We start from the raw sequence: 13,152 nt of genomic DNA on the forward strand, positions 1-13,152 counted from the left end.
CCGTGCACGCATGTTAAGGGTAAGAGAAATAATGGCGAAGAGAGATTATTACGAGGTGCTCGGCGTTGCCAAGACGGCAGACGAGCGCGAAATCAAAAAGGCGTATAAGCGCCTGGCGATGAAGTATCACCCTGATCGTAATCAGGAAAAAGACGCCGAAAGCCAGTTTAAAGAGGTCAAGGAAGCCTACGAGATCCTGACCGACGATCAAAAACGTGCTGCCTACGATCAATACGGCCATGCGGCCTTTGAGCAAGGTGGTATGGGCGGTGGTGGTGGCTTTGGTGGCGGCGGTGCCGACTTCAGCGATATCTTTGGCGACGTGTTTGGCGATATCTTTGGTGGCGGACGCCGTCAACGTGCCAGCCGTGGATCCGATTTGCGTTACAACATGGATCTGACGCTCGAAGAAGCCGTGCGTGGCGTGACCAAAGAGATCCGTATTCCAACGCTGGAAGAGTGTGATGTCTGCCATGGCAACGGTGCCAAGCCGGGCAGTTCGCCGGCAACCTGTCCGACCTGTCATGGTCAGGGCCAGGTGCAGATGCGCCAAGGGTTCTTCACCGTGCAGCAGGCTTGTCCGCACTGCCACGGGCGTGGTCAGATCATCAAGGATCCGTGCAATAAATGTCACGGCCACGGTCGCGTAGAGAAATCCAAAACCCTGTCGGTGAAAATCCCGGCGGGCGTAGATACTGGCGACCGCATCCGCCTGTCGGGTGAAGGTGAAGCCGGTGAACACGGTGCGCCAGCAGGGGATCTGTACGTTCAGGTTCAGGTGAGTGCTCACCCGATCTTTGAGCGTGAAGGCAATAACCTCTACTGTGAAGTGCCGATCAACTTTGCTATGGCTGCTTTGGGTGGCGAGATTGAAGTGCCAACGCTGGATGGCCGCGTCAAGCTGAAAGTCCCGGCGGAAACTCAGACCGGTAAACTGTTCCGTATGCGTGGCAAAGGGGTGAAATCGGTACGGGGTGGCAGCCAGGGTGACCTGCTGTGCCGCGTGGTGGTAGAAACGCCGGTGAGTCTGAACGAGAAGCAGAAGCAGCTGCTCAAAGAGCTGGAAGAGAGCCTGGGTGGCCCTTCTGGGGATAAAAACAGCCCGCGTTCGAAAAGCTTCTTCGACGGCGTGAAAAAGTTTTTTGACGACCTGACTCGTTAATCAACGTTCCCCGCGCATCAATCCTCAAACCCCGGTTTAAGCAAACCGGGGTTTTTTTATCTTTTGCTGCCTGAATGCCCCTATGAAAAGTGTGATATACAGCTCAAACAGATCGGTTTTATCGAGTTATTTTGCATTTATAAACTGATTTTTTCGAGGTGATTACTCGACTATACTCGTTTCATTGTCTGGAAACCGGGGCGCTTTGCCCCCATTATCTATGCCCTATGGATTTCGAGTTGCAGCTTGAAAGACGATGGGCATTTTGGAGCGACTTACTGTGACTACTATTATTCGTCAATTTCTGCGTCAAGAAGCCGCTGGGGGCATTATTCTGATCGCTGCCGCCGTGGTGGCTTTGATCATGGCCAATACCCCCGTACAGGGGCTGTATCAGGCCTTCCTTAATTTACCGGTGGCGGTCAGCATCGCCTCGCTGGAAATTGCCAAACCGCTGCTGCTGTGGATTAACGACGGTTTAATGGCCATCTTCTTCCTGGTGGTGGGGCTTGAAGTCAAACGTGAACTGCTGCAAGGCTCCCTGGCTGGGCGTGAGAAGGCTATCTTCCCGGCGATTGCCGCGTTAGGCGGCATGCTGGCTCCGGCGCTGATCTATCTGTTGTTCAACGGTGCCGATGAAGTGACCCGTCAGGGCTGGGCGATCCCGGCGGCAACGGATATTGCCTTTGCCTTGGGGGTGATGGCCTTACTGGGCAACCGGGTGCCGACCAGCCTGAAAGTATTCCTGCTGGCCTTGGCGATTATCGATGACCTTGGGGTCATCATCATTATCGCGTTGTTCTACACCCATCAAGTCTCGATGGTGGCGCTGGGTGTTGCGGCTGCCGCGATTGCGGTATTGGCGCTAATGAACTGGCGGGGAGTGGGTAAGACCTCGCTTTATATGATGGTCGGATTGGTGCTGTGGGTAGCGATCCTCAAGTCAGGCGTTCACGCTACGCTGGCGGGGGTGATTGTCGGCTTTATGATCCCGCTGAACGCCAAGAGTGAACCTTCGCCCTCTGAAACCCTGGAGCATGAGCTGCACCCTTGGGTCGCCTTCCTGATCCTGCCGCTGTTCGCCTTTGCCAACGCGGGTGTCTCGTTGCAAGGGGTGTCTTTGAGCGGGTTGACTTCACTGCTGCCGCTGGGGATTGCTGCCGGGCTGTTTATTGGCAAGCCGCTGGGGATTTTCGTCTTCTGCTGGCTGGCGGTGAAGCTGGGGATTGCCCGTTTGCCGCAGGATATCGGCTTTAAACAGGTGTTTGCCGTGGCCGTGCTCTGTGGTATTGGTTTCACCATGTCGATTTTTATTGCCTCATTGGCCTTCGCCGATGCGGATGTGGCTCTCAGTACCTATGCCAAATTAGGCATACTATTGGGATCGACCAGCGCTGCGGTAGTAGGTTACGGCCTGTTGCGTTTGAGCTTGCCTCGCAGCCGATGACCTTTGTGTTTACCCCTCGTTGCTGAAGGGCTATTACAATAGTAGCGGCAGCGTGGCTTCGTCAGCCACGCTGCACTTGGGATTAAAGATAACTTTGCGTTGTCCGAAATTAACGATAGGGAGTTTGTCGCTCATCACGGCAGACCGTTTGCCGATGAGAAACCTAAGGAGAGAACGTTTTGAGAATGTCTCATATCAACTTTAACCATCTGTATTACTTCTGGCAGGTCTGCAAGGAGGGGTCGGTCGTGGGAGCGGCAGAAGCCCTGTTCCTCACGCCGCAGACCATCACCGGCCAAATCAAGGCACTGGAAGAACGGCTCAACGGTAAGTTGTTCAAACGCCAGGGGCGCGGGCTGGTACCCTCCGAGCTAGGCCAACTGGTGTTCCGCTATGCCGACAAGATGTTTATGCTCAGCCAGGAAATGCTGGATATCGTCAACTACCGCAAGGAGTCCAACCTGCTGTTTGACGTGGGCGTCGCGGATGCGCTATCCAAACGTCTGGTCAGCCAGGTCTTGGAAACGGCGGTGGTGGACAACGAGCAGATCCACCTGCGCTGTTTTGAATCAACCCATGAGATGCTGTTGGAGCAACTGAGCCAGCATAAGCTGGATATGATCCTGTCGGATTGCCCGGTCGACTCCAGCCAGCAGGAAGGCTTGTTTTCGCTTAAGCTGGGCGAGTGTGGGGTCAGTTTCTTCTGTCGTCAGCCGATACCCGATTTACCGTTTCCGGCCTGTCTGGAACAGCGCCGCTTGCTGATCCCGGGAAGGCGTTCAATGCTGGGGCGCAAGCTGCTCAACTGGTTCAACACGCAAGGTATCAAGGTCGAAATACTGGGGGAGTTTGACGATGCGGCCCTGATGAAGGCTTTCGGCCTGTACCATAATGCGATCTTCGTGGCGCCAACGCTGTATGCGCTGGATACCTATAGCGATGATGACGTGGTGGAGATCGGGCGTGTCGATAGCGTGCAGGAAGAGTATTACATCATTTTTGCCGAGCGAATGATCCAGCACCCGGCGGTACAGCGGGTATGCAACAAGGACTTCTCGGCGTTGTTCGCGCTGTAGGCTTGAACGCCAGGCGTAAAAAAACCGGCCGAGGCCGGTTTTTTTAACAAGCACACAACGTAATGCTTATTGCATTGCGTTGATACGCGCCGTCAGGTTTGACTTATGACGCGCTGCTTTGTTTTTGTGGATCAGGCCTTTAGCAGCCTGGCGATCCACAAGTGGTTGCATTACGAGGAATGCGTTTTGTGCTGCGTCTTTGTCGCCAGCTGCGATAGCTGCGTCAACCTTCTTAATGAAGGTACGCACCATTGAGCGACGGCTAGCGTTATGCTTGCGACGTTTCTCAGACTGTATGGCGCGTTTCTTAGCTGATTTGATATTAGCCAAGGTCCAACTCCCAAATATATATATTGAGGACAATTCAAAGGCCGAGGAATATGCCCTTTTAGCCTTCGTTTGTCAATGGATTTGTGCAAATAAGCGCCGTTTGTACGGGCGGCACTTGCTACGTTGTGATGGCGCAGGATTTTACCAGCTTCAGCCATGGGAATACAGTGTTTCACGAGAAAAATCGCCATGTGATTTGCATCACAGTCTGCAAGCTGTTGGTCCTGGTGGGTTATCCCCCGTCTTTCAAGCGTCGGCCAGAAGCCAAGCTCGCTATCAGCGCGCTAATATAGCACGCATTGGGCCAGATAAACGGTGGTTAAGGCGATTATCCTCCGGTATGGTATGACTATTACATCAAAGGAACCAATCGCGGGTTAACCTTGACCGCTGTACAAGGTATAATCCGCCGATTTCCACTGTGTTGGGCCAGCTATGCAGCTAATTCGCGGCATCCATAATATCCGGGCACGCCACCGTGGCTGTGTGCTCACCATCGGCAACTTTGACGGCGTCCATCGCGGTCACAAGGCGCTGTTGGGGCAGTTGAAGCAGGAAGGGCGGCGCCTGGGGTTACCCGTCATCGTCATGATCTTTGAGCCACAGCCGCTGGAACTGTTTGCCGCGGATAAGGCTCCGGCCCGCCTCACGCGTTTACGTGACAAAGCCAAATACCTGACGCAGGCCGGGGTTGATTACCTGTTGTGCGTCAAGTTTGATCCCCGTTTTGCCGCCCATACCGCTCAGGCATTCGTTGCCGAGCTGCTGGTCGAAAAGCTGGGCGTAAAATTCCTGATGGTGGGCGATGATTTCCGCTTTGGTGCTGGTCGCCAGGGGGACTTCCCGCTGTTAGAGCTTGCCGGGCAAGAATTCGGCTTTGAGGTGGTCAGCACGCCAAGCTTCCGTGAAGGCGACCTGCGCATCAGCAGCACCGCCATCCGCAATGCGCTGCGTGATGATGATTTGCCACTGGCAGAAACCCTGCTGGGGCATCCTTACAGTATTTCCGGGCGCGTAGTGCATGGCGATGAACTGGGGCGAACCATTGGTTTCCCAACCGCCAACCTGCCGCTCAAACGCCTGGTTGCCCCGGTGAAAGGGGTGTATGCCGTCGATGTGTATGGCCTGGGCCCCGAGCCTTTGCCGGGCGTGGCCAATATCGGCACCCGCCCTACGGTGGCAGGCGTACGTCAGCAGTTGGAAGTGCACCTGCTGGACGTAACCATGGATCTTTACGGGCGCCACCTGGATGTGGTGCTGCGCGCAAAATTGCGCAATGAACAGCGTTTTGCTTCGCTCGATGCGCTAAAGCAGCAAATCGCCAATGATGTGGTGACGGCCCGGACGTTCTTCGGGCTACAGACACCGGCTTAATCTACGAACCGAAACGAGATCGAGAATCTAATGAGTGACTACAAGAATACCCTGAACTTGCCGGAAACAGGGTTCCCGATGCGTGGCGATCTCGCCAAGCGTGAACCTGGCATGCTCGCACGTTGGTATGAACAGGATCTGTACGGGATCATTCGTGCCGCCAAAAAGGGCAAGAAATCCTTCATTCTGCATGACGGCCCTCCGTATGCGAATGGCAGCATTCACATTGGTCACTCGGTAAACAAGATCCTCAAAGACATTATTATCAAGTCAAAAGGGATGGCTGGCTTTGATTCGCCTTATGTTCCAGGCTGGGACTGTCACGGTCTGCCTATCGAACTGAAGGTTGAGCAACTGTATGGCAAACCGGGTGAGAAACTGACACCGGCAGAGTTCCGCCAGAAATGCCGTGAATATGCTGCCGAGCAGGTTGAAGGCCAGAAGAAAGACTTTATCCGTCTGGGGGTTCTGGGTGACTGGGATCATCCGTACCTGACCATGAATTTTAAAACCGAAGCCAACATCATCCGTGCGTTGGGCAAGATCATCAGCAATGGTCATCTGCTCAAAGGCGCCAAGCCGGTGCACTGGTGTACGGACTGCGGTTCTTCCCTGGCGGAAGCTGAAGTTGAATATTACGACAAAACCTCGCCATCCATCGACGTTGCGTTCCACGCGGTTGATGCGGCGGCGGTGGCCAGCAAGTTTGGCGTAACCAGCGTGAATGGCCCGGTGTCACTGGTGATCTGGACGACCACACCGTGGACGCTGCCTGCCAACCGTGCGATCTCGCTGAATGCAGAATTCAGCTACCATCTGGTACAGGTTGAAGGCCAATGCCTGATCCTGGCAGCGGATCTGGTAGAAAGCGTGATGAAACGCGCAGGCATCACCCATTGGGAAGTGCTGGGCAGTTGCAAGGGCAGCGATCTGGAACTGATGCGCTTTACCCATCCGTTTATGGGTTTTGACGTGCCGGCGATCCTGGGCGATCACGTTACGCTGGATGCCGGTACCGGTGCCGTACATACCGCACCTGGCCACGGCCCGGATGACTTCGTGATCGGCCAGAAATACGGCCTGGAAGTCGCCAATCCGGTTGGCCCGAACGGCTGCTACCTGACTGGCACCTATCCAACGCTGGACGGCAAGTTCGTGTTCAAGGCCAACGATCTGATCGTTGAGCTGCTGCGTGAAAAGGGCGCTCTGCTGCACGTAGAAAAACTGCAACACAGCTACCCGTGCTGCTGGCGCCACAAAACGCCGATCATCTTCCGTGCCACGCCGCAATGGTTTATCAGCATGGATCAAAAGGGCCTGCGCAAGCAGTCGCTGGAAGAGATCAAGGGCGTACAGTGGATCCCGGATTGGGGCCAGGCGCGTATCGAAACCATGGTGGCTAACCGCCCAGACTGGTGTATCTCACGTCAGCGTACCTGGGGTGTTCCAATGTCCCTGTTCGTGCACAAAGACACTGAGCAGCTTCACCCACGCAGCGTAGAGCTAATGGAAGAAGTGGCCAAGCGTGTTGAACAGGACGGGATCCAGGCCTGGTGGGATCTGGACGCTGCCGATATCCTCGGTGCCGAAGCGGCCGATTATGTGAAAGTGCCAGATACGCTGGACGTTTGGTTCGACTCAGGTTCAACCCATTCTTCCGTGGTTGACGTGCGTCCAGAATTCAATGGCCACTCTGCAGACATGTATCTGGAAGGTTCCGACCAACATCGTGGCTGGTTCATGTCATCGCTGATGATTTCGACCGCCATGAAGGGCAAAGCGCCTTACAAAGAAGTGCTGACCCACGGCTTTACCGTCGATGGTCAGGGCCGCAAAATGTCCAAGTCAATCGGCAACACCGTCAGCCCGCAGGACGTGATGAACAAGCTGGGTGGCGACATTCTGCGTCTGTGGGTCGCGTCTACCGACTACACCGGCGAGATTGCGGTTTCCGACGAAATCCTCAAGCGTGCTGCCGATTCTTATCGCCGCATCCGTAATACCGCGCGTTTCCTGCTGGCCAACCTGAACGGGTTTGATCCGAGCACTGACTGCGTGGCCCCGGAAGAGATGGTGGTGCTGGATCGCTGGGCCGTAGGTCGTGCAATGGCCGCGCAGCAGGATATCGAGCAGGCCTATGCCAACTACGATTTCCACGAAGTGGTGCAACGCCTGATGCAGTTCTGCTCGGTAGAAATGGGTTCCTTCTATCTGGACATCATTAAAGACCGTCAGTACACCGCGAAAAGCGACAGCGTTGCCCGCCGCAGCTGCCAGACCGCTCTGTTCCACATTGCAGAAGCGCTGGTACGTTGGATGGCGCCGATCATGTCGTTTACCGCCGATGAAATCTGGGCCTTCCTGCCAGGTGAGCGTACGCAGTACGTGTTTACCGAAGAGTGGTATGACGGTCTGTTCGGGCTGGCGGCAGGTGAAGGCATGAACGATGCGTTCTGGGCCGATCTGCTGAAAGTGCGTGGCGAAGTGAACAAGGTGCTGGAGCAGGCGCGTGCAGACAAGCACATTGGTGGTTCGTTGGAGGCGGCGGTTACGCTGTACGCCGATAGCGATCTGGCAGCGCGTCTGAACAGCCTGCAAGACGAGCTGCGCTTTGTGTTGCTGACCTCTTCGGCCAGCGTAGCACCGTTTGCGGATGCTCCGGCAGATGCGCAGCAAAGCGAACTGTTGAAAGGGCTGAAAATTGCGTTCAGCAAAGCGGATGGTGAGAAGTGCCCGCGCTGCTGGCATTACACCACCGATGTCGGCCAGGTGGCGGAGCACGCAGAACTTTGCGGCCGCTGTGTGACCAACGTAGCCGGTGACGGCGAAAAACGTAACTTTGCTTGAGAACACGCGCCTGATGAGTAGACCGATAAGTTCGACCGGCTTGCGCTGGTTATGGCTGGTAGTGGTGGTGCTGGCGCTGGATTTTTTCAGCAAACAGTGGATCCTGAGTAACTTCGTGCTGGGCCAGACCCAGCCGTTGTTCCCGTCAATCAACCTGTACTACGCGCGTAACTACGGCGCGGCGTTCAGTTTCCTGGCGGATCACGGTGGCTGGCAGCGCTGGTTCTTTGCCGGTATTGCGGTCGCCATCGTGGTGGTGCTGCTGGTGATGATGTATCGCAGCAGTGCCCAGCAGAAGCTGAACAATATCGCCTATGCCTTTATTATCGGCGGTGCGCTCGGCAACCTGTTTGATCGTCTGTGGCATGGCTTTGTGGTCGATTTCATCGACTTTTATATCGGCAACTGGCATTACCCGACCTTCAATCTGGCGGACAGCTTTATCTGCGTCGGTGCCGCCATGATCGTGCTGGAAGGGTTCTTGCCAGCGAAGAAAAGCGTCAACAGCGAAGGTAAGTAATATGACGGCTCAGGTTAACGGCAACAGCGCAGTGCTGGTGCATTTTACGCTGAAACTGGCAGATGGAACGACGGCGGAATCCACCCAGGGCAACGGCAAACCAGCGCTGTTCCGCCTGGGCGATGGCAGCCTGTCTGCTCCGCTGGAACAGCAACTGATCGGTCTGCGGGCTGGGGACAAGTGTGCGTTTACCCTGCAACCGGAAGCCGCGTTCGGTGCGGAGAACCCGGATCTCATCCAGTTCTTCTCACGCCGCGACTTCAACGAAACCGGCGTACCGGATGTCGGCACCATCATGTTGTTTACCGCCATCGACGGCAGTGAAATGCCTGGAGTGGTGCGTGAAGTCGCTGAAGATTCGATCACCGTTGATTTCAACCATCCGTTGGCGGGGCATCCGGTGACCTTCGATATCGAAGTGCTGGAGATCGACCCGCAGCAGGAGGAAGCGCATGCAAATATTGCTGGCTAACCCGCGTGGCTTCTGCGCCGGGGTTGATCGTGCGATCAGCATCGTAGAGCGTGCGCTGGAGATTTATGGCGCGCCGATTTACGTCCGTCACGAAGTGGTACATAACCGCTACGTGGTCGAAAGCCTGCGTGAGCGCGGTGCGGTATTTATCGAAGAGATCTCGGAAGTGCCGGATGGCTCGATCCTGATCTTCTCTGCCCACGGTGTTTCACAGGCAGTTCGTGCCGAGGCCAAAGCCCGCGATCTGACCATGTTGTTCGATGCTACCTGTCCGTTGGTGACCAAGGTGCATATGGAAGTGGCCCGTGCCAGCCGTAAGGGCACCGAAGCGATCCTGATTGGCCACGCCGGGCATCCGGAAGTGGAAGGCACCATGGGTCAGTACAGTAACCCTCAGGGGGGCATGTACCTGGTTGAGTCGCCGGAAGATGTCTGGCAATTGCAGGTAAAGAACGAGCATAACCTGTGCTTTATGACCCAGACTACCTTATCGGTAGACGATACTTCCGACGTGATCGATGCGTTGCGTAAGCGCTTCCCGGACATTATCGGGCCGCGCAAGGACGATATCTGCTATGCCACCACCAACCGTCAGGAAGCGGTGCGCAGCTTGGCAGGTGATGCCGATGTGGTGCTGGTGGTGGGGTCGAAGAACTCCTCCAACTCCAACCGCCTGGCCGAGCTTGCCCAGCGTGTGGGGAAACCGGCCTATCTGATTGACTCGGCGGCGGACATTCAGGAATCCTGGTTGAAAGATGCGAGCAACATTGGCGTCACCGCTGGAGCCTCTGCGCCGGACGTGCTGGTTCAGGACGTCATCAGCCGCTTGAAAGCTTTGGGCGGCAAGGACGTGCATGAGCTCAGCGGCCGTGAAGAGAACATCGTGTTTGAAGTGCCGAAAGAACTGCGCATGGATATCAAGCAGATCGACTGATGGTTTTTCTTACCCCAGGCTTGAGTGTTGCTACGTAGGGGCGCTGCATGCTGCGCCCGTTAAGAGCCTGCAACATTACCACTTTGTCATCTATTTGAACGGGGAGCTTTCATGTTCCCCGTTTTGCATTTTAACTAGCTGTAATTAATGGTGTAACAGGTGGGAGCCATACAGAACGCCGACACGCCGTAAACCCGTCCCTGGGGGCTCGAATCGCGCATCCATGCGCTCAACGGTCGGCTAACCTTCTGCTTCGGGCTTTATGTGTCGCGATAATAACAGCCGCTATTTAACTTGCAGAAACCCCCTTTACGCCATTCATCGTAATGCATAAATAGTGCATGATTATGTAAAACCAGAAGGTTGACGCTAATCGGGTGATTGTTAATCAATTGACAGCGTTACTGATAACATACCGGGCATATCATAATTTTCTAATCCGTAAGCAAATCCTCTGGTAGTGATAGGGTAGGGAAGTTACCCTGAATCCATAGCCGAGGAGTGGCTTTTGACCATAAAAGAGAGCGAAGTATGACTGATTCACAAATCCGCATCGCGATTGCGGGTTCCGGTGGCCGCATGGGGCGCCAATTGATCCAGGCCGTGCAGCAGGCACAAGGTGTGGTATTGGGGGCTGCGTTGGAGCGCCCGGGTTCTAGCCTGGTTGGCACCGATGCCGGCGAACTGGCTGGCGTTGGTGCATTGGGCGTCACCGTCAGCGATAACCTGGAAAAGGTTGTCAGCGATTTCGATATCCTGATCGACTTCACCCGCCCGGAAGGCACCCTGGCCCATCTGGTGTTTTGCGTGGCCCACGGCAAAGCCATGGTGATCGGCACCACCGGTTTTGATGATGCAGGTAAAGCGGCGATCCAGGACGCGGCACAGCAGATTGGCATCGTGTTTGCCGCCAACTTTAGCGTGGGCGTCAACGTGGTGCTCAAGCTGCTGGAAAAAGCGGCCAAGGTCATGGGCGATTATACCGATATTGAAATTGTGGAAGCTCACCACCGCCACAAGGTAGATGCCCCTTCAGGAACGGCGTTAGCCATGGGCGAGGCGATTGCCGGTGCCTTGGGACGTGATTTGAAAGAGTGCGCGGTTTACGAGCGCGTGGGCTATACCGGCGAGCGCGATCCAAAGAGCATCGGCTTTGCCACCATTCGTGCCGGGGATATTGTGGGTGAACATACCGCCATGTTTGCCGATATTGGCGAGCGGGTAGAGATCACTCATAAAGCCTCAAGCCGGATGACGTTTGCCAATGGCGCGGTGCGTGCCGCATCCTGGATCTCAAACCAGCATAATGGGCTGTTTGATATGCGTGACGTGCTCGGTTTAGACCAGTTATAATTTTAATGAACACCATCGTGATGTGGTTGTGTTGATCATAATGATATGATAATCGGACAATAATTTTATTGTCCTTTTTTTTAACATCAAAAATGAAGCTTACGATTGATTTTAATTGTGTGGCTATTATTTTTATATGTTATCCGGTCTATTTCCTGTTTTTACTGCCATCTTTATTGCTCCCCGCATCGATTTTAGCTGTTTTAAGCCATTTTTTCTGTCACTGTGTCTCGCAACCGTTTACTCGGTCAAGTTTGCTGGTGTTTTTGTGCCTGTGACCCCCTTTAAACCCTGAGGGCAGCAAAAATAATGGAAAAAATGGCGCTTTATCTAGACAAGCGGGACGCTCATCATTAAAATGCGCCCAATTTGCCAAAAATTGGCCTTGAGGGCGGTTTTTGCATTGATTTAGGGCGTGAAGTCTGAATTAATATGCAAATATTGTGATTGATTATTCCTCGGAGGGTGTTTTGATTAAGTCAGCGCTATTGGTTCTGGAAGACGGAACCCAATTCCACGGTCGGGCCATCGGGGCAGAAGGTACGGCAGTGGGGGAAGTGGTCTTCAATACCTCGATGACCGGCTATCAAGAAATCCTCACTGATCCTTCCTACTCCCGCCAGATCGTTACTCTTACTTATCCTCATATCGGCAATGTCGGCACCAATGATTCCGACGCAGAATCCTCCGCTGTTCATGCTCAAGGCCTTGTCATCCGCGACCTGCCACTGATTGCCAGCAACTACCGCAACGAAATGGGCCTGGCCGATTACCTCAAGCGTCACAACATTGTGGCGATTGCCGATATCGATACCCGCAAGCTGACCCGCCTGCTGCGTGAGAAAGGCGCACAGAACGGCTGCATCATCGCGGGCGACCTCACCGATGCCGAGCTGGCGCTGCAAAAAGCCAAGGCTTTCCCTGGCCTGAAAGGCATGGATCTGGCGAAAGAGGTCACCACCAAAGAGGCTTACGCCTGGCAACAGGGGAGCTGGACGCTGGAAGGCGATTTGCCGGAGGCTAAACCTGCGGGCGAACTGCCTTACCATGTAGTGGCCTACGATTACGGCGCCAAGCGTAACATTCTGCGCATGCTGGTGGATCGCGGCTGCCGCCTCACCGTGGTGCCAGCGCAAACCCCTGCGGAAGACGTGCTGAAAATGAATCCGGACGGCATCTTCCTGTCCAACGGCCCTGGAGATCCGGAGCCATGCGATTACGCCATTACCGCCATCAAACGCTTCCTGGAAACCGATATCCCGGTATTTGGTATTTGCCTGGGCCACCAACTGTTGGCGCTGGCCAGCGGTGCCAAAACCATGAAGATGAAGCTTGGCCACCACGGCGGTAACCACCCGGTGAAGGATCTGGATAACAATACCGTGATGATCACCGCGCAGAACCATGGCTTTGCCGTAGATGAAAATAATCTGCCGAGCACGTTGCGCGTCACGCATAAATCCCTGTTCGACCACACGGTGCAGGGCATCCATCGTACCGATAAAGCCGCGTTCAGCTTCCAGGGCCACCCAGAAGCCAGCCCAGGCCCGCACGATGCCGCGCCGCTGTTCGATCACTTTATCGAACTGATTGAGACTTACCGTACCAACGCCAAATAATCAGGAGCCAGAAAAGCC

The 13,152-nt window shown here is 54.9% G+C and carries 11 protein-coding genes; 10 read left to right on the forward strand and 1 reads right to left on the reverse strand.

Features of this window, described 5'->3' with window-relative positions; translation table 11 throughout:
* Positions 1 to 31: 31 nt before the first annotated feature.
* The 3 genes from dnaJ (at position 32) to nhaR (ending at position 3,685) form a co-directional block, all read left to right on the forward strand.
* Positions 32 to 1,162, forward strand: coding sequence for a molecular chaperone DnaJ (gene dnaJ, locus D9980_RS24240; protein ID WP_121608663.1), 1,131 nt, complete (start codon positions 32 to 34; stop codon positions 1,160 to 1,162).
* A gap of 280 nt (positions 1,163 to 1,442) precedes the next feature.
* Positions 1,443 to 2,609 carry a Na+/H+ antiporter NhaA gene (nhaA, locus tag D9980_RS24245; protein ID WP_121608664.1) on the forward strand — a complete coding sequence of 389 codons (1,167 nt, stop codon included), beginning with the start codon at positions 1,443 to 1,445 and terminating at the stop codon, positions 2,607 to 2,609.
* A 179-nt stretch (positions 2,610 to 2,788) separates the two neighbouring features.
* Positions 2,789 to 3,685, forward strand: a complete 897-nt coding sequence (gene nhaR / locus D9980_RS24250; RefSeq protein WP_024527211.1) for a transcriptional activator NhaR — start codon at positions 2,789 to 2,791, stop codon at positions 3,683 to 3,685.
* A gap of 66 nt (positions 3,686 to 3,751) precedes the next feature.
* Here nhaR and rpsT read toward each other — a convergent pair whose 3' ends face one another.
* Positions 3,752 to 4,015, reverse strand: coding sequence for a 30S ribosomal protein S20 (gene rpsT / locus D9980_RS24255; protein WP_024483576.1), 264 nt, complete (start codon positions 4,013 to 4,015; stop codon positions 3,752 to 3,754).
* 435 nt (positions 4,016 to 4,450) lie between these two features.
* Here rpsT and ribF point away from each other — a divergent pair, with 435 nt between their 5' ends.
* The 7 genes from ribF (at position 4,451) to carA (ending at position 13,134) form a co-directional block, all read left to right on the forward strand.
* Complete coding sequence (gene ribF / locus D9980_RS24265; RefSeq protein ID WP_121608665.1) at positions 4,451 to 5,389, forward strand: bifunctional riboflavin kinase/FAD synthetase; 939 nt, start codon at positions 4,451 to 4,453, stop codon at positions 5,387 to 5,389.
* Between the two features lie 30 nt (positions 5,390 to 5,419).
* A complete protein-coding gene (ileS, locus tag D9980_RS24270) occupies positions 5,420 to 8,236 on the forward strand; it encodes an isoleucine--tRNA ligase (protein WP_121608666.1) in 2,817 nt (938 codons plus the stop codon).
* A gap of 13 nt (positions 8,237 to 8,249) precedes the next feature.
* Positions 8,250 to 8,756: a signal peptidase II gene (gene lspA, locus D9980_RS24275; protein ID WP_024527207.1), complete on the forward strand. Its 507-nt coding sequence runs from the start codon at positions 8,250 to 8,252 to the stop codon at positions 8,754 to 8,756.
* A gap of 1 nt (position 8,757) precedes the next feature.
* A complete protein-coding gene (fkpB, locus tag D9980_RS24280) occupies positions 8,758 to 9,228 on the forward strand; it encodes an FKBP-type peptidyl-prolyl cis-trans isomerase (RefSeq protein ID WP_024483572.1) in 471 nt (156 codons plus the stop codon).
* Positions 9,209 to 10,162 (forward strand): 4-hydroxy-3-methylbut-2-enyl diphosphate reductase, encoded by a 954-nt coding sequence (gene ispH, locus D9980_RS24285; RefSeq protein WP_121608667.1) that lies wholly within the window; start codon positions 9,209 to 9,211, stop codon positions 10,160 to 10,162. Before fkpB ends, ispH begins: the two co-directional genes overlap by 20 nt.
* Before the next feature lie 531 nt (positions 10,163 to 10,693).
* Positions 10,694 to 11,515, forward strand: a complete 822-nt coding sequence (gene dapB / locus D9980_RS24290) for a 4-hydroxy-tetrahydrodipicolinate reductase (RefSeq protein WP_121608668.1) — start codon at positions 10,694 to 10,696, stop codon at positions 11,513 to 11,515.
* 470 nt (positions 11,516 to 11,985) lie between these two features.
* Entirely contained in the window at positions 11,986 to 13,134 is a 1,149-nt protein-coding gene (carA, locus tag D9980_RS24295; protein ID WP_037411486.1) for a glutamine-hydrolyzing carbamoyl-phosphate synthase small subunit, read from the forward strand.
* Positions 13,135 to 13,152 lie beyond the last annotated feature (18 nt).

It is taken from the genome of Serratia sp. 3ACOL1, assembly GCF_003668775.1.
GTDB classification, from domain to species: Bacteria; Pseudomonadota; Gammaproteobacteria; order Enterobacterales; family Enterobacteriaceae; genus Chania; species Chania fonticola.